Origin of the sequence: Actinoallomurus spadix, assembly GCF_024055725.1 — a bacterium.
GTDB lineage: Bacteria > Actinomycetota > Actinomycetes > Streptosporangiales > Streptosporangiaceae > Actinoallomurus > Actinoallomurus spadix.
The window spans coordinates 25,697-41,789 of record NZ_JAMXMX010000040.1; the positions used below are offsets into that span (position 1 = coordinate 25,697).

The window sequence follows — 16,093 nt, forward strand, 5'->3', positions numbered from 1 at the left end:
GACGAGGAGATCGACGTCGTGCGCATCGCTGTAGCCGGCTCCATCGCAACCGACCACCTGATGAGCTTCCCGGGGCGGTTCGCGGACCAGCTCATCCCCGACCAGCTGCACACCGTGTCGCTGTCCTTCCTCGTCGACGAGCTGGAGATCAGGCGCGGCGGCGTAGCGGCCAACATCTGCTTCGGCATGGGCCTGCTCGGCCAGCGTCCGATCCTCGTCGGCGCGGTGGGCGACGACTTCGCCGACTACCGGTCCTGGCTGGAGCGGCACGGCGTGGACACGTCGTCGGTGCACGTCTCCGACCTGCACCACACCGCCCGGTTCCTGTGCACGACGGACCAGGACCACAACCAGATCGCCTCGTTCTACACGGGCGCGATGAGCGAGGCCCGCCAGATCGAGCTGCAGCCGATCGCCGAGCGGGTCGGCGGCATCGACCTGGTCCTCATCGGCGCCGACGACCCCGACGCGATGATCCGCCACACCGAGGAGTGCCGCGCCCGCGGCATCGCGTTCGCGGCCGACCCCTCCCAGCAGCTCGCCCGGATGGACGACGTGCGGGAGCTGATCGACGGCGCCGCGTACCTGTTCACCAACGAGTACGAGGCGTCGCTGTGCGAGCAGAAGACCGGCTGGTCGAGCGAGGAGATCCTGTCCCGCGTCGGCGTCCGCGTCACCACGCTCGGCCCGAAGGGCGTGCGCGTCGAGCGCGCCGGTGAGCCGAGCCTGCACATCGACGCCGCTCCGGAGGTACGGAAGATCGAGCCGACGGGCGTCGGTGACGCGTTCCGCGCCGGGTTCCTGACGGCGCTCGCCTGGGGGCTGTCCCTCGAACGCGCCGCGCAGACCGGCAACCTCCTCGCCGCGCACGCGCTGGAGGTCGCCGGCCCGCAGGAGTACACACTGCACGGCGAGCGGTTCGTCGAGCGGTTCGCCGACGCGTACGGCTCGGACGCCGCCGCTGAGATCGCCCGGCACATCTGACCACGTCCTCCGTGCCCGCTCCGCCCCTCAGCGGCCGGAGCGGGCGCTCACTCGTTCAGGCAGTCCGTAGCAGCGACCGGAGCGTGAGCGGCGCGCGTCGTCTGGACTGAGGAGCGCAGGGAGCGCAGCAACCGGAGCGTGAGCGGCGCGCGTCGTCTGGACTGAGGAGCGCAGGGAGCGAAGCGACCGGAGCGACGAGGGAAGACGGCGCGTTGGGCGCCGCGAACCGCGCTCGCGGAGCGAGCGCCGTCAGACGCGAGGAAAGACGGCGCGTTGGGCGCCGCGAACCGCGCTCGCGGAGCGAGCGCCATTCAATACGTGCGGCGGATGTGGAAGGCCCAGCCGCGGGGGAGGGTCTCCTCGCGGACGAAGTCCTGGGACTTCATCCGGCACCAGGCGGGCACGTCCGTGCGCGCGGCGACGTCGTCCGCCTGCACCGCGATGATCTGGCCGACCGGCACCTCGCCGATGCGCTCGGCGAGCATGATGATCGGGATCGGGCACTTGCGGCCCAGCGCGTCGATGGTCAGGACCGGCATGGGGCCCTGATACGCCGGGGGCGTCGCCTCCCGGGGAATCTCCCGCTCGGCCCGGCGGCGCCTCAGCCCCATCGCATCTCCCTACTCACTGACTTGAACCCCCGCCGTACGGCGGAGCCGGGCCACGGCACCGGGCAGAACCGCGAGGAAACGGTCGACATCGGTCGCGCTGGTTCCGCGAGGGAGCGATACCCGGACGTTCCCGTGGGTAATCACCCCCATCGCCTCCAGGACGTGGCTGGGACGCAGCGTATCGGCCGTACACGAACTGCCGGAAGAAACCGCGAAACCGAGCCGGTCCAGTTCGGTGAGGAGCGCCTCGCCCTCGACGTACAGGCAGGAGAACGTCACCAGGTGCGGCAGGCGGCGCACGGGGTCGCCGATGACCTCGACGTCCTCGACGAGGTGGGGCACGCGCTCGCGGATCCGGTCGACGAGCGCGGACAGCCGCGGCCCGTCGCGCTCCATCTCCGCGGCGTACGCCTCCAGCGCGGCGGCGGCGGCGACGGCTCCCGGGACGTTCTCGAACCCCGGGACCCGGCGGCCCTCGCGCTCGTCCTCCGGGAGCGGCGACCGCCACCGGGTGTTCTTCCGGATGACGAGCACGCCGACGCCCGGGGGACCGCCCCACTTGTGGGCGCTGGCGGCCAGCAGCGACCAGCCGGCGGGTACCTCGGCGCGGCCGGCGGACTGCGCCGCGTCGACGAACAGCGGGACGCGCGCCGCGCGGCAGGCCTCGGCGACCTCCGCGACCGGCTGCAGCGTGCCGACCTCGTGGTTCGCGGACTGCAGGCAGGCCAGTGCCGTGTCGGGGCGCAGCGCCGCCGCGAACTCCTCCGGGTCGACCCGTCCCGTACGGTCGACGCCGACCGTGGTCACCCTGCCGCCCTCGCGTTCGTGCAGCGCGGCGGTGTGCAGGACGCTGGAGTGCTCGACGGCGCCGACGACCAGGTGCCGGCCGGTCCGACGGCGGGCCGACAGCGCGCCGAGCATCGCCAGGTGCACGGCCTGGGTGCCGGAGGACGTGAAGAACGTCTCGTCGGGGCGTACGCCGAACGCGACGGCGACCTTGGCCCTGGCCTGGTCGAGCAGCAGGCGGGCGCGGCGGGCGTCGCCGTAGAGCCGCTGCGGGTCGGCCCAGCCGCCGTCCAGGGCGGCGACCAGGGCGTCCCGGGCCGCCGGATGCAGGGATTCGGTGGACGCCGCATCGAAGTAGGCCACGGAGAAGACACTAACGGGGGTCCCAAGTGGGTGTCCGCGACCCTCACGCTAATGTTTGGTCGACAAGCGTGAACATCGAACTGATCGCCCGGTGATTCGGGCTTCATCGTGGGAAGGCAATCCGTGAGTCCGACCCGCCGTAGGAAGCGGCACATGCCCGTGCGCCCCGCAGCGCCGAGCCCGCGGCGACGCATGCTGCAGGGCGCCGCGGTGCTCTCCATGCTGGCCCTCGCCACGACGGCGTGCTCCGGCGAAGGCAAGCGTCTCGGTCTGCCCGATCCGGTCACCGAGCAGGCCAAGCGCGTCGTGACCCTGTGGCAGGGGTCATGGATCGCGGCGTTCGCCGTCGGTGCGCTCGTGTGGGGGCTGATCATCTGGGCGGTGCTGTTCCACCGCAAGCGTTCCGACCAGCTGCCGCCGCAGGTCCGGTACAACCTGCCGATCGAGATGCTGTACACCGTCGTGCCGTTCATCATCATCGCGGTGCTGTTCTACTTCACCGCGCGCGACGAGACGTATCTCAACAAGGTCAGCAAGTCGAGCGATCCGGGTCAGGTCACCCTCGTCAACGTGACCGCCTTCCAGTGGAGCTGGCAGTTCGACTACCCGCAGTACCACACCAAGCCGATCGTCGGTCAGCCCACGGGCCCCGACGCCACCAACAAGCCCGTCCTCGTCATCCCGGTCGGGCAGCGGGTACGCTTCCACCTGGTCTCGACGGACGTCATCCACTCCTTCTGGGTTCCCTCGTTCATCTTCAAGCGGGACATCATCCCCGGTGCCCGTTCCGGGCAGGACTTCGAGGTCACCCCCACCAAGACGGGAACGTTCGAGGGACGCTGCGCTGAGTTCTGTGGCGTCGACCACAGCCGGATGCTCTTCCAGGTGAAGATCGTCACGCCGCAGGAGTTCCAGCAGTTCATCTCGAGCCATCAGGCGAGCGGGAGCGCTCAGTGACCACGACCATCACTCATTCCACCCCCTCCGCGCCGGCGTTCCGGCCGCGGCCGAGCAAGGGCCGCGTCATCGTGTCGTGGCTGTCGTCCACGGACCACAAGGTGATCGGGTACATGTACCTGATCACGTCGTTCGTGTTCTTCGGCATCGGCGGCATCATGGCGCTGTTCATGCGCAGCGAGCTGGCCAAGCCGGGCCTGCAGATCATGAGCAACGAGCAGTTCAACCAGCTGTTCACCATGCATGGCACGGTCATGCTGCTCATGTTCGCGACGCCGCTGTTCGTCGGCTTCGGCAACGTGATCATGCCGCTGCAGATCGGGTCGCCTGACGTGGCGTTCCCGCGCATGAACATGCTGAGCTTCTACTTCTTCGTGTTCGGCAGCCTGATCACCCTCGCCGGGTTCCTCACCCCGGGCGGCGCCGCCAGCTTCGGCTGGTACGCCTACACGCCGCTCTCGGACATCGTCCGCTCGCCGGAGATCGGCGGGGACATGTGGATCATGGGTCTGACGCTGTCCGGTCTCGGCACGATCCTCGGTGGCGTCAACTTCATCACGACGATCTTCTGCATGCGGGCGCCGGGCATGACGATGTTCCGGATGCCGATCTTCACGTGGAACATCCTGCTCACCTCGATCCTCGTGCTGATGGCGTTCCCGGTGCTCGCCGCCGCGCTGCTGGCCCTGGAGGCCGACCGTAAGCTCGGCGCGCACGTGTTCGACCCGGCCACCGGCGGTGCGATGCTCTGGCAGCACCTGTTCTGGTTCTTCGGGCACCCCGAGGTGTACATCGTCGCGCTGCCGTTCTTCGGCATCATCACCGAGATCCTGCCGGTGTTCAGCCGCAAGCCGGTGTTCGGTTACATCGGCCTGGTCGGCGCCACCATCGCGATCGCGGGCCTGTCCGTGACGGTGTGGGCGCACCACATGTTCCCCACCGGCCAGGTGCTGTTGCCGTTCTTCTCGTTCATGACGTTCCTGATCGCGGTCCCGACCGGGGTGAAGTTCTTCAACTGGGTCGGCACGATCTGGCGCGGGCATCTGACGTTCGAGACGCCGATGCTCTGGTCGATCGGCTTCCTCGTGACGTTCCTGTTCGGTGGCCTGACCGGCATCATCCTGGCCTCGCCGCCGCTGGACTTCCAGCTCAACGACTCCTACTTCGTCGTCGCGCACTTCCACTACGTGCTGTTCGGCACCGTGGTCTTCGCGATGTTCGCGGGCTTCTACTTCTGGTGGCCCAAGATGACGGGGAAGATGCTCAACGAGACCCTCGGGAAGATCCACTTCTGGCTGCTGTTCATCGGCTTCCACACGACCTTCCTGGTCCAGCACTGGCTCGGCGCGGAGGGCATGCAGCGTCGTGTCCCGGACTACGCCAAGGAGTTCACCACGCTGAACGTCGTCTCGACGATCGGCGCGTTCATCCTGGCCACCTCGATGATCCCGTTCCTCTGGAACGTCTTCATCACCGCCAGGAGCGGCAAGCGCGTGGACGTCGACGACCCGTGGGGCTTCGGCAACTCGCTCGAGTGGGCGACGTCCTGCCCGCCGCCGCGGCACAACTTCACCTCGATTCCGCGGATCCGGTCGGAGCGCCCGGCGTTCGACCTGCACTACCCGCACCGTGACCAGGCCGCCGTGACGGCCGGCGCCGGGAAGGAGGACTGACATGAAGATCGAGGGTTACCTGTTCGTCTTCTGCGCCCTGTTCTTCGCGGTGATGGACCTCATCTACTGGCTGTGGTCGCACGACCCGACCGGTACGACGGCCCTGGCGCTCACCATCGGCCTGGCGGGCCTCACCGGCTTCTACCTGCTGTTCACCGGCCGGCGGATCGACCCGCGGCCGGAGGACGACAAGGACGCCGACATCGCCGAGGGCGCCGGTGAGCTCGGGTTCTTCAGCCCGCACAGCTGGTGGCCGCTGTTCACGGCGCTCGCCGCCGCGACGGCCGCCCTGGGCGCCGTGTTCGGCTGGTGGCTGCTGCTCATCGGAATGCTCGCGGTCGTCCTCGCGGCGATCGGGTTCGTCTTCGAGTACTACCGGGGTCACTTCTCCCACTGAGGCAGACGCACGGAAGGCCGGCACCGCACACGCGGTGCCGGCCTTTTCGTCGTCACGGGCATGCCGGCGATCGGTGGCGCGGGACAGGCGAACCGAGGACGTCAAGCGTCCACAAGGCGGCAGAGCGCCCGGCGGCCGGCGACGGGTGGCCGGGCGTGGGGTCGCGGGCGTGAGGTGGCGCGGTCAGGAGGTGGCGCGGTCAGGAGGCGTGGGGCGGGGCGTGGTCCGGCGTGCGGCCGCGTGGTCAGGCGGCGCGGCGGCGGGTGGCCGCGACCCAGCGGTCGAGCAGGGCGGCGGCCGCGCCGGAGTCGATGGCCTCCAGCGTCCGGGCGTACGCCGCGGAGAGGGTCTCGGTCAGCGCGTCGGCCGGAGGTGCGCCCTCCGCCGCGACGAGCGCCGCGGCGGCGTTGAGGGCCACGATGTCGCGCACCGGGCCCCGCTCCCCGCCCAGGACCGCGCGGGCCACCGCGGCGTTGTGGGCGGCGTCGGCGCCGCGCAGGTCGTCCGGGGTGGCGCGGGGGATGCCGAGGTCGGCCGGGTCGAAGACCGTCTCGGTGGCGGTGCCGTCGCGGACCACCCAGATGACCGAGGTCGACGTCGTCGTCAGCTCGTCCAGCCCGTCGTCGCCGCGGAACACCAGCGACGAGCAGCCGCGCTCGGCGAACACCCCGGCGACGATCCCCGCCATGCGCGGGTGGAAGACCCCGACCGCCTGCGCGGAGGGCCGGGCCGGGTTCGTCAGCGGGCCGAGGAAGTTGAACACCGTCGGCACGCGCAGCTCGGCGCGGGTCTTGGCGGCGTACTTCAGCGCCGAGTGGTAGAGCGGCGCGAAGCAGAAGGTGATGCCGACCTCGTCGGCGACCTCGGCCGTCGCGGCCGGCGGCAGGTCGATGACGACGCCGAGCTCCTCCAGCACGTCGGCGGCCCCGCAGGACGACGACGCCGCCCGGTTGCCGTGCTTGACCATGCGCGCGCCCGCGGAGGCGGCGACGATGGCGCCCATGGTGGAGACGTTGACGGTGTGCGCGCGGTCGCCACCGGTGCCGACGAGGTCGACCGCGGGTCCCGGCAGGCTGATCCGCCGCGCGTGGCCGAGCATGCCCTCCGCGAGCCCCGCGACCTCGGCGACGGTCTCGCCCTTCGCCCGCAGCGCGACGGCGAACCCGGCGATCTGCACGTCGGTCGCCTGGCCGGACATGATCTCGTTCATCGCCCAGGCCGTCTCGTCCGACGACAGCGATTCGCCGTCGATCAGAGCGTTGAGGAGCGCGGGCCACGTCGTACGCGGGTCCATGGGTGCCTCTTCGGGGTACGCCGGCGTCCGCGGCGGGCGGACGGCTACTGGACGGACAGGCGGGGCTCGGCGTCGCCGACGCGCCCTTCCAGGCGGCGGCGCATCAGGTCGGCGACGCCCTCGGCCAGCGCGACCGGGTCGATCGGCTGGGAGGCCACGGCGTCGGCGCGGGACCAGGTCGCGAGCCAGCCGTCGTCGCGGCGGGCGATGATGACCATGATCGGCGGGCAGTGGTAGATCTCGTCCTTGGCCTGCCGGGCGATGCCCATGCCGCCGGCCGGGCGGGCCTCGCCGTCGAGGATCACCACGTCGACGTCGCCCTTGTCGAGGTGGGCGAACACGGCGGGCTCCGTCGCGACCTCGACGAACTCGACCTTCGGCAGGCCGGGCGCGGGGCGGCGGCCGATCGCGAGGCGCACCTCGTTGCGGGTGTTCGCGTCGTCGCTGTATACGAGGACCTTCATGGTCTCTTCGGTGCTCATCGGCTCATCCATGGGTTACGTGGTCGCGTGATACGAGCCCGATGCTACCGGGAGATGGCGCGGCGGCGGAGAGGGCCGTCCGCCTACGGCCTCACCGACCTGCCGTGAGGAGGCGAATCGCCTCTACAGGGGGGTCGTGCACGGAGCCGGGGACGGTGCCGCAATAATGCTGCCCGTGGCAACAGCAACCGCGACAGAAACGGCACCCCGGTCCCACGCCAACCGGCCCAACCTCGTAAGCGTGGGCACGATCGTGTGGCTGTCGTCTGAGCTCATGTTCTTCGCGGCGCTGTTCGCGATGTACTTCACCATCCGGTCGGTGACCAAGGGGGACGGCGGCGCGTGGCCCGAAGCCCACTTGGACATTCCGTACGCCTCGGCCAACACCTTCATCCTGCTGATGTCCAGTGTGACGTGCCAGATGGGCGTGTTCGCCGCGGAACGGGGGCAGGTCGGGCGCCTGGGGTCGCTGTTCAACCTCAAGCGCTGGGGTCTGCGCGAGTGGTACGTCCTGTCCTTCCTCATGGGCGCGGTCTTCGTGGCCGGCCAGCTGAATGAGTACCGCAACCTCATTCACGAGGGCACGACGATCTCCAGCAGCGCGTACGGCTCGGTCTTCTACCTGACCACGGGCTTCCACGGCCTGCACGTGACCGGTGGACTGATCGCGTTCATCTTCATGCTGGGACGCACGTACGCCGCGAAGCGCTGGACACATGAGCAGGCGACGAGCGCCATCGTCGTGTCCTACTACTGGCACTTTGTCGATGCGGTCTGGGTGGGGCTGTTCTTCACCATCTACGGGATCGACAAGATCTTCACCTGACCCAGAACGAGGGATCTCTTCCGTGAAATGGATCACCGCATGGCGACGGCGCCCGTGGGCGGGCTACGCCGTTGTGCTGGCCGCGCTCGCGATCATCGGCGTCGCCTACGCCGGTGTTTCGCCGCGCACTGACCGAGCACAGGCGGCCGCCGCGGCGGCGTCGGACCAGGACGTGGCCAAGGGCAAGCAGCTGTTCAACCAGGCCTGCTCGAGCTGCCACGGAGCCAACGCCGAGGGTACGAAGAACGCCCCCAGCCTGATCGGCGTCGGCGCGGCCTCGGTCGACTTCCAGGTCAGCACCGGGCGGATGCCCGCGATGAACCTCGGCGCGCAGATTCCGCGCAAGAAGCCGGTCTTCAACGAGGAGCAGACGCGCCAGATCGCCGCGTACATCGCCTCTCTCGGCGGTGGCCCCGCGATCCCGTCGAAGGACCAGGTCGACCCGGCGAGCGGCGACGCGGCCATGGGTGGCAAGCTCTTCCGCGCCAACTGCGCGCAGTGCCACAACTTCGCCGGTTCCGGCGGGGCGCTGACCGGAGGCAAGTACGCCCCGCCGCTGGACAAGGCGACGCCCGAGCAGATCTACGAGGCCATGCTCACCGGTCCGCAGGCCATGCCGGTCTTCAACGACACCACGCTGACGCCGGCGCAGAAGCGGGCGATCATCGCGTACGTCACCCAGACCCGCAGCGAGCCGAACCCCGGCGGTAACGGCCTCGGGCGCGTCGGCCCGGTGGCCGAGGGCCTGGCCGGCTGGCTGGTCGGACTTGGACTGATCGTCATCGCGGCGATGTGGATCACCGCCCGGAAGCCCAAGAAGAAGCACAATGTCTGAGACCAACGAGACCCACGAAGCCTCCTCGGAAGAAGAGGAGCGGGCGCCTAAGCGCGTCATCGGTACTCCACCGCAGGTGCAGAGCCATGACCTGCTGCCGTCCGAGGGCGACGGTGGGGAGGGCTCCGGGTACAAGCTCGACCCGGTGAAGGCGCGCAAGGCCGAGCGTGCGGCGGCGTTCTTCTTCTTCCTGACCTTCGTCGCGGGCATCGCGTTCATCGTCTTCTACGCCGTGTGGCCCGGCCACGTCGGCAACGACGACATCGTCCGCGCGATGCACTCGAACTACGCCCTGGGCACCTCGCTCACGGTGATCTTCCTCGGTATGGCCGTCGGCATGACGATCTGGGTCCGTCACCTGATGACGACCAAGGAGATCATCCAGGAGCGGCACGAGCTGGCGTCCCCGGCCGAGGACCGGCAGGTCTTCAACGAGTACTTCCTGCAGGGCGCCGAGGAGAGCGGCATCACGAAGCGGCCGCTGCTGCGCCGCTCGCTGCTGCTGGCGTCCGCGCCGCTGGGCCTGCTCCCGATCCTGCTGCTGCGCGACCTGGGCCCGCTGCCGAAGACGAAGCTGCGCCACACGTCGTGGAAGAAGGGCACCCGGCTCGTCGTCGACGGCACCGGCCAGCCGCTGAAGCCGTCGGACTTCAACTCCCCGGGCGGCATCATCACGGTGATCCCGGAGGGCGCCGAGGACAACCTCGACGAGCTGGCCAAGGCCACGGTGCTGCTGATCAACGTTCCGGAGGACCAGCTCAAGGTCAAGAAGGGCCGGGAGAACTGGAACGTCGGCGGCATCATCGCCTACTCGAAGATCTGCACGCACGTCGGCTGCCCGGCGGCGCTGTACGAGCAGACGACGCACCACATCCTGTGCCCGTGCCACCAGTCGACCTTCGACGCGCTCGACGGCGCCAAGGTCATCTTCGGCCCGGCCGCCCGGCCGCTGCCGCAGCTGCCGCTCGGCGTCGACTCCGAGGGCTACCTCATCGCGATGAGCGACTTCCACGAGCCGGTCGGACCCAGCTTCTGGGAGCGTGGGAGGCCCAAAGCATGACAACTCTCATCGGCGACCGGTTCGATGAGCGAGGATCGGTGAGCGACCAATGACGACGCAAGCACCCCCGAAGGCCGTCGACGGCGCGATCGGCTTCCTCGACGAGCGCTTCGGGACCGCGGGTTTCCTCCGCGGCAAGATGAAGAAGGTCTTCCCCGACCACTGGTCGTTCATGCTGGGGGAGATCGCGCTCTACTCGTTCATCATCCTGCTCGCGACCGGGACCTTCCTGACGCTGTGGTTCAAGCCCAGCATGTCCGAGGTCGTGTACAACGGGCACTACACCAAGCTCTACGGCGTGCACATGAGCGAGGCGTACAACTCGACGCTTCGCATCAGCTTCGACGTGCGCGGCGGCCTGCTCATGCGGCAGATCCACCACTGGGCGGCGGTCCTGTTCGTGGCCTCCCTCACGGTGCACATGCTGCGCGTCTTCTTCACCGGCGCGTACCGCAAGCCGCGCGAGGTCAACTGGCTGATCGGCCTGGGCCTGTTCACGCTGGCGCTGCTGGAGGGCCTGTTCGGCTACTCGCTGCCGGACGACCTGCTCTCCGGCACGGGTCTGCGGATCACCCAGGGCGTCATGCAGTCGATCCCGCTGGTCGGGACGTACCTGTTCTACTTCGCCTTCGGCGGGGACTTCCCGGGTCACGACTTCATCCCGCGCCTGTACACGGTGCACGTCCTGCTGATCCCCGGCATCCTGCTGGCGCTGGTCGGCGCGCACTTCATGATCCTGTGGCACCAGGGGCACACTCAGTTCCCGGGTAAGAACCGCGCGGAGAAGAACGTCATCGGCAAGCCGTTCTACCCGGTGTTCATGATCAAGGCTGGTGCCTTCTTCATGTTCACGTTCGCGGTCATCGCGCTGCTCGGGACGTTCGCCCAGATCAACCCGATCTGGCTGTTCGGCCCGTACACGCCCGACGCGATCACGGCGGGTTCGCAGCCCGACTACTACATGGGCTTCCTCGAGGGCGCGCTGCGCATCATGCCCAACTGGGAGACCAACCTGTGGGGTCACACGGTCTCGTGGAACGTCCTCGTTCCCGCGCTCGTGCCGCTGGGGCTCATCATGACCGGCGCTGCCCTGTGGCCGTTCATCGAGCAGTGGGCCACCGGTGACAAGCGGATCCACCACATCGCCGACCGTCCGCGGAACGCCCCGTTCCGTACGGCCGTCGGCATGACCGCCGTCACGTTCTACGGCCTGCTGTGGCTGGCCGGCGGTAACGACGTCATCGCGGACAAGTTCCACGTGTCCCTGTACGCGACGACGTGGTTCTTCCGGGTCGCGGTCTTCGTCGGTCCCGCGATCGCGTACTTCGTCACGAAGCGGATCTGCCTCGGCCTGCAGAACAAGGACGCCGACATCCTCCACCACGGTGTGGAGTCCGGCGTCATCATGCGGCTGCCGAGCGGCGAGTTCATCGAGGTGCACGAGCCGGCGAGGGACGAGGACAAGGCGGTCCTCACCGGCAAGGTTCCGCTGCCGGAGCTGGCGATCGAGGACGAGGACGAGAACGGCATCCCGTCGCCGTCCGCGCGCGGCCCGCTGGGCAAACTGCGCAAGAACCTCAACCAGGCCTTCACCGCCGACGACGTCCCGGTGAACGGCCACGACGAGGGGCACGACGACACCGGCCCGCACGCGGAGGAGGACCTCCAGCCGGGCGGCGTCGAGCCCGGTGGCACCGGCGGCAGCAGGGCGATCAGCCACCACTGACGCCTCCGCCCGACGCGAGTACGGCCCGCCACCCGATTCCGGGTGGCGGGCCGTCGCGTGTTCCGGGGCGTGCCCGAGGTGCCGCCAGTGCCTGTCTCGAAGTCCCCGTCCGTGGGACGGCGGGGCTTGGGGACAGGCCCTCAGTCGGCGTCCGGCAGGCCGAGGGCGAACGCGGCCTCCAGGTCGTGCTGGGAGTACGTGCGGAAGGCGATGTGGGTCTCGGTGTGCGTCACGCCGGGGACCTTGTTCAGGCCGCCGGGGATGACGTCCGCGATCTGCTCGTACTGGCGCACGCGCACCAGCGCGACCAGGTCGAACTCCCCGGTCACGGAGTAGACCTCGCTGACACCGTCCAGGCCGGCGATGATCTCGGCGACCTCCGGGATGCGCGAGACGTCGGCCTTGATGAGCACGATGGCGGTGATCACGGGAATGCCTCCTGCGGTGGGTTGCGCGATGACGGGTCGCCCGCCGCAAGACTAGTGGAGCGGCTGTGCCGAATCGCGCCCGCTCCACGAGCGCGGCAGCGGGCGCCCAACGCGCGCCCTAGGACAGCGGGGCTTTGAGACAGGCCCTAGTTCCAGGAGAGGGCGGCCGACTTGCGGGCGACGGTGCCCCGCCGGACGAGCAAGCCGACGATCATCCCGGCGACGAAGCCGTAGATGTGCGCGACGTACGCGGTCTGGCTCTGCTGGTCGCCGAGGCTGAGCCACTGGAAGACGAAGAACTGCGCGAGCAGCGTCCAGGAGGGCAGCCGGAACGGGAAGATCGACAGGATCAGCGCGATCGTCCGTGACCGCGGGTAGAGGATCAGGTGGGAGCCCAGCACCCCCGCGATCGCGCCCGACGCGCCGACCAGCGGGGTGTCCGAGCCGGGATAGGTGACGGCGAAGCCGTACGCCGCGATGAGGCCGGCCGCGAGGTAGAAGAGCAGGAACCGGAGCCGTCCGAGGCGGTCCTCGGTCGCCGCGCCGAAGATGAAGAGGTACACCATGTTGCCGAGGATGTGGGCGACCCCGCCGTGCAGGAACATCGACGACAGCGCGGACAGCCACGGCCGTTTGTGGAACGGCTCGGGCCGGCAGGCGCGGTCGACCTCCTCCGGCACCGGGATCTGCCGGTCGGAGACCAGCTCCTTCGGGATGGCGCCGTACTTCAGCATGAAGGTCACCTGCTCGCACCGGCGCTGCTCGACCCCTTCGTCCTGGTGGCCGATCGAGGCGATCGGGGAGAGCAGGAACACGACCACGTTGGCGGCGATGAGGAGGTAGGTGACCAGGGGCGCGCGCCGTGTCGGCTGGTTGTCGTACAGCGGCAGCGCCACACCTGCTCCTATCGCATCGGCCGACCGGCGCGGTCAACCTTACGGGAATCGGGGCGCGCGACGGCGCTCTCGATCCAGGCGCGCACGCTCTCGGCGCCGTGCGGCGGGCAGGTCCAGGTGCCGTCCACCTCGACCAGGCGGACACCGGGGGACTCGAGCCAGCGCAGCACGCACTCCATCTCCTCGGCGGAGGCCCGGGGCGTGGCGCCGATCCCGGGGCGCACGGTCTCGGCGGTGGCCACGAGCGCCTCGACGTACGGGACGGGGTGGGCGTGCGGCGGGACGGTACCGGCGGCGGCGAGGCGCCCGTGGCGCACGACGTGCAGCTCCCAGCCGCCGTCGAACGCCGGCTTGGCCGCGACGAGCTGGGCGAGCCGGGCCAGGGCGGACAAGCGCTGGCAGCGCGCCGCGCCGCGCACGAAGGCGGCCAGCCGGTCGCGCTGCACCGCGGCCTCCTCGTAGCGCAGCTCGTCCGCGAGGCGGTCGATGCGGGCCCGCGCGGCGGCGACGACCGGGCGGACGTCGCCCTCCAGGATCCGCCGGGCCAGGGCGGCGTGGCGGGAGTAGTCCTCCGGCGCCTGCCGGCCCTCGCAGGGCGCGCCGCAACGGCCCAGCTCGGCGAGCGCGCAGGTGGCGGCGCGGCGGGTCTCGATGAGCCGCAGGGTGAGCCGCTGCGTGCACTGGCGCAGGGGGACGGCGTCGTGCACGGCGGCGCGGGCATCCTCGGCCGTGCGGGTGCTGCCGAACGGGCCGAGGTAGGTGGCGCCGTCCTCACGGACCTCCCGGACGATCGACAGCCGGGGGAAGGGCTCGGCGGTGAGCTTCAGCCAGACCGCCCGCTCCGGGTGGCGCGAGCGGCGGTTGTAGCGCGGCTTGTGCGCGGCGATGAGCCGCAGCTCGCGGACCTCCGCCTCGAGCGGGCTCGCGCACACGATGGTGCGGACCCGCTCGGCGATGCCGATCATCTCCCGGACGTGCCGCCGGGTCTCCGACGCGGTGAAGTAGGAGGTGACGCGGCTGCGCAACCGCCCGCTCTTGCCGACGTACAGCACCTCGCCGCGCGCGTCCTCGAAGAGGTAGACGCCCGGCGCGGTGGGCACCCCGTCGGCCAGGTGACGCTTGCGGCGCTGCTCCGGTGTCGGCGCGCGCTGGAAGCCGGTGAGCTCCTCCAGGGTCTCCACGCCGAACGACCCCGCGCGCTCCAAGAGGCCGTGCAGGACGTCGACGGTCGCGCGGGCGTCGGCGAGCGCGCGGTGGCACGGCTCGACGCGGGCGCGGAAGAAGCGGGCGAGGGTGGCGAGCTTGCAGTTGGGGACCTCGTCGCGGGTGAGGACGCGCCGCGCGAGGTCCGCGGTGTCCACGACCGCCGGCGCGGGCCAGGGACGTTCCTGGGCGGCGCAGGCGGCCTTCAGGAAGCCCACGTCGAACGGCGCGTTGTGCGCGACGAGGACCGCGCCTCTGGCGAACTCCAGGAACGCCGGGAGGACCTCGCCGATGCGGGGGGCCGCGACGACCATCTGCTGCGTGATGCCGGTGATCACGGAGATGAACGGGGGGATCGGCATCCCGGGGTCGACGAGGGTGCCGAACTCGCCCACGATCTCGCCGCCGCGCACCTTGACGGCGCCGATCTCGGTGATGGCGTCCTCTTTGGCCGATCCCCCGGTGGTCTCGAGGTCGACGACGACGAAGGTGACGCCGGCCAGCGGAGTGCCGAGGTCATCGAGGGTGCCCTGGACCGCAGGGCCGTGGGAGGCCATGGGCGGAACCGTACGTGGGCGGACCGACATTCGTTCCGGCGGCCCGGCGTGAGGCCGCCTCGCGGTGACCAGTATCGGTCCTGCGGCCGGGCGCGGGGCCAGGGCGGTGACCGGGGCATCGGTTCCGGGGCGCGGAGGCGCGGATACCTTGCGGTATTCGTCGGGGGGATTGCGGACCGTAGGTGGCCGGTGCGTCTACGCTGGGCAGCGACGGCGACACGGAGCCCGGCGCACGCGTCCCGGCGCACCGCCCCGCGACCATGAGGAGCAGACCATCGACACCGGCCCGGGCGAACACCTCGATCAGCCGCTCCCCGAAGCGGTCCGGCAGCGTGTCGTCGAGGCGGCGGCCGGTGTCATCGGCGCGCTGCGGCCCGACGAGATCCCGGCGCCGCTCCGGCGGGTGGCCCGCTTCGAGCCCCGCCGCCGCGCGCGGCTGGCCGCGACCCTGATCGCCGCCCAGCTCGAGGACGACGGCGGGTTCCGTGAGCGTGTCGCCGACGTCGTACGGGAGAGCGAGCCGGTGCTGAGCGAGGCGGTCGGCTCCGGGTCGGTGCCGCCCGCCGCCGACCCGGTCACCGTCGCCGCCCTCGCCTACCTGCTGCGCCCGCCGGGCTGGCCCGATCGGGTCGAGACCGCGCGCCGGGAGCTTGAGCGCTCGGCAGCGGCCGCCGAGGAGGCCAAGGTCGCCCGTGAGGTCGCCGAGCTCCGGGAGCAGGTCGCGGCGGCGAAGGCCACCCGGTCGGAGGAGGTCGAGAAGCTCCGCGCGGAGCTGCGTGAGCTGCGCGCCGAGAGCGCCGAGCTGCGCAAGCGGCTGCACGAGGCGCGCGGCAAGGCGAAGCGGGAGCACGCGCGGGCCGAGGAGCTCGACCGGCGCCTCGGGGACGAGCCTGCCCCGCCCTCCCTCGCGCCGGCCTCCGCCCACGCGGAGCTGCGCCGGCTGCGCAGCCGGCCGGCCCACCCGGCGGCCGCCGCGGAGAGCGCGCGCGGCGCCGACCGCGAGGGGCGCAACGAC

At 70.5% G+C, this 16,093-nt stretch carries 15 protein-coding genes and 1 pseudogene; 9 read left to right on the forward strand and 7 right to left on the reverse strand.

The features are described 5' to 3' along the window. The first annotated feature begins 18 nt into the window (after positions 1-18). On the forward strand, positions 19-984 hold the full coding sequence (locus tag NE235_RS35135) for a carbohydrate kinase family protein (protein ID WP_252810852.1): 966 nt from the start codon (positions 19-21) through the stop codon (positions 982-984). Between the two features lie 311 nt (positions 985-1,295). Here the strand turns inward: NE235_RS35135 and NE235_RS35140 are convergent, their stop codons facing one another. Continuing rightward, positions 1,296-1,523 (reverse strand): sulfurtransferase TusA family protein, encoded by a 228-nt coding sequence (locus NE235_RS35140; RefSeq protein ID WP_252810881.1) that lies wholly within the window; start codon positions 1,521-1,523, stop codon positions 1,296-1,298. An 81-nt stretch (positions 1,524-1,604) separates the two neighbouring features. Then, the gene (locus NE235_RS35145; protein WP_252810853.1) at positions 1,605-2,744 is read right to left on the reverse strand and encodes a cysteine desulfurase family protein; all 1,140 of its coding nucleotides are present in this window, start codon (positions 2,742-2,744) and stop codon (positions 1,605-1,607) included. Between the two features lie 153 nt (positions 2,745-2,897). Between NE235_RS35145 and ctaC the strand changes: the two genes are divergently transcribed. From ctaC to NE235_RS35160, 3 genes are read left to right on the forward strand one after another with little or no spacing between them, the layout of a single operon-like run. Then, complete coding sequence (gene ctaC / locus NE235_RS35150) at positions 2,898-3,701, forward strand: aa3-type cytochrome oxidase subunit II (RefSeq protein ID WP_252810855.1); 804 nt, start codon at positions 2,898-2,900, stop codon at positions 3,699-3,701. After that, positions 3,698-5,374, forward strand: a complete 1,677-nt coding sequence (gene ctaD, locus NE235_RS35155; RefSeq protein WP_406567662.1) for an aa3-type cytochrome oxidase subunit I — start codon at positions 3,698-3,700, stop codon at positions 5,372-5,374. Before ctaC ends, ctaD begins: the two co-directional genes overlap by 4 nt. A gap of 1 nt (position 5,375) precedes the next feature. After that, positions 5,376-5,771, forward strand: coding sequence for a cytochrome c oxidase subunit 4 (locus tag NE235_RS35160; RefSeq protein ID WP_252810857.1), 396 nt, complete (start codon positions 5,376-5,378; stop codon positions 5,769-5,771). A gap of 244 nt (positions 5,772-6,015) precedes the next feature. On the opposite strand, the gene trpD is transcribed toward NE235_RS35160, so the two are convergent. Next, the gene (gene trpD / locus NE235_RS35165) at positions 6,016-7,065 is read right to left on the reverse strand and encodes an anthranilate phosphoribosyltransferase (protein WP_252810859.1); all 1,050 of its coding nucleotides are present in this window, start codon (positions 7,063-7,065) and stop codon (positions 6,016-6,018) included. A 44-nt stretch (positions 7,066-7,109) separates the two neighbouring features. Then, positions 7,110-7,547 carry a response regulator gene (locus tag NE235_RS35170; protein ID WP_252810861.1) on the reverse strand — a complete coding sequence of 146 codons (438 nt, stop codon included), beginning with the start codon at positions 7,545-7,547 and terminating at the stop codon, positions 7,110-7,112. A gap of 166 nt (positions 7,548-7,713) precedes the next feature. Here NE235_RS35170 and ctaE point away from each other — a divergent pair, with 166 nt between their 5' ends. Genes ctaE through qcrB form a run of 4 tightly spaced genes read left to right on the forward strand, consistent with a single transcriptional unit; the run spans position 7,714 to position 11,994 of the window. Further along, positions 7,714-8,373, forward strand: a complete 660-nt coding sequence (gene ctaE / locus NE235_RS35175) for an aa3-type cytochrome oxidase subunit III (protein ID WP_289849670.1) — start codon at positions 7,714-7,716, stop codon at positions 8,371-8,373. A gap of 22 nt (positions 8,374-8,395) precedes the next feature. After that, positions 8,396-9,208: a cytochrome bc1 complex diheme cytochrome c subunit gene (gene qcrC, locus NE235_RS35180; protein WP_252810865.1), complete on the forward strand. Its 813-nt coding sequence runs from the start codon at positions 8,396-8,398 to the stop codon at positions 9,206-9,208. Then, a complete protein-coding gene (gene qcrA / locus NE235_RS35185; RefSeq protein ID WP_252810867.1) occupies positions 9,201-10,268 on the forward strand; it encodes a cytochrome bc1 complex Rieske iron-sulfur subunit in 1,068 nt (355 codons plus the stop codon). The genes qcrC and qcrA overlap by 8 nt, the downstream gene beginning before the upstream one ends. Before the next feature lie 49 nt (positions 10,269-10,317). Further along, positions 10,318-11,994, forward strand: a complete 1,677-nt coding sequence (gene qcrB, locus NE235_RS35190) for a cytochrome bc1 complex cytochrome b subunit (RefSeq protein WP_252810869.1) — start codon at positions 10,318-10,320, stop codon at positions 11,992-11,994. Positions 11,995-12,134: 140 nt separating this feature from the next. Here qcrB and NE235_RS35195 read toward each other — a convergent pair whose 3' ends face one another. The 3 genes from NE235_RS35195 to NE235_RS35205 form a co-directional block, all read right to left on the reverse strand. After that, positions 12,135-12,422 carry an Lrp/AsnC family transcriptional regulator gene (locus NE235_RS35195; RefSeq protein WP_252810871.1) on the reverse strand — a complete coding sequence of 96 codons (288 nt, stop codon included), beginning with the start codon at positions 12,420-12,422 and terminating at the stop codon, positions 12,135-12,137. A gap of 146 nt (positions 12,423-12,568) precedes the next feature. After that, on the reverse strand, positions 12,569-13,318 hold the full coding sequence (locus NE235_RS35200) for a rhomboid family intramembrane serine protease (RefSeq protein ID WP_252810873.1): 750 nt from the start codon (positions 13,316-13,318) through the stop codon (positions 12,569-12,571). Positions 13,319-13,326: 8 nt separating this feature from the next. Then, positions 13,327-15,078: a DEDD exonuclease domain-containing protein gene (locus tag NE235_RS35205; RefSeq protein WP_252810875.1), complete on the reverse strand. Its 1,752-nt coding sequence runs from the start codon at positions 15,076-15,078 to the stop codon at positions 13,327-13,329. Between the two features lie 169 nt (positions 15,079-15,247). Here NE235_RS35205 and NE235_RS35210 point away from each other — a divergent pair. Continuing rightward, positions 15,248-16,093 (forward strand): annotated as a pseudogene (locus tag NE235_RS35210) (NYN domain-containing protein); the annotation flags it as partial.

Bases quoted from the DNA above. Each gene is read 5' to 3' on its own strand.
- NE235_RS35140 (WP_252810881.1), bottom strand. From the start codon at position 1,523: ATGCCGGTCCTGACCATCGACGCGCTGGGCCGCAAGTGCCCGATCCCG.
- ctaC (WP_252810855.1), top strand. From the start codon at position 2,898: ATGCCCGTGCGCCCCGCAGCGCCGAGCCCGCGGCGACGCATGCTGCAG.
- NE235_RS35160 (WP_252810857.1), top strand. From the start codon at position 5,376: ATGAAGATCGAGGGTTACCTGTTCGTCTTCTGCGCCCTGTTCTTCGCG.
- trpD (WP_252810859.1), bottom strand. From the start codon at position 7,065: ATGGACCCGCGTACGACGTGGCCCGCGCTCCTCAACGCTCTGATCGAC.
- NE235_RS35170 (WP_252810861.1), bottom strand. From the start codon at position 7,547: ATGAGCACCGAAGAGACCATGAAGGTCCTCGTATACAGCGACGACGCG.
- ctaE (WP_289849670.1), top strand. From the start codon at position 7,714: ATGCTGCCCGTGGCAACAGCAACCGCGACAGAAACGGCACCCCGGTCC.
- qcrA (WP_252810867.1), top strand. From the start codon at position 9,201: ATGTCTGAGACCAACGAGACCCACGAAGCCTCCTCGGAAGAAGAGGAG.
- qcrB (WP_252810869.1), top strand. From the start codon at position 10,318: ATGACGACGCAAGCACCCCCGAAGGCCGTCGACGGCGCGATCGGCTTC.
- NE235_RS35205 (WP_252810875.1), bottom strand. From the start codon at position 15,078: ATGGCCTCCCACGGCCCTGCGGTCCAGGGCACCCTCGATGACCTCGGC.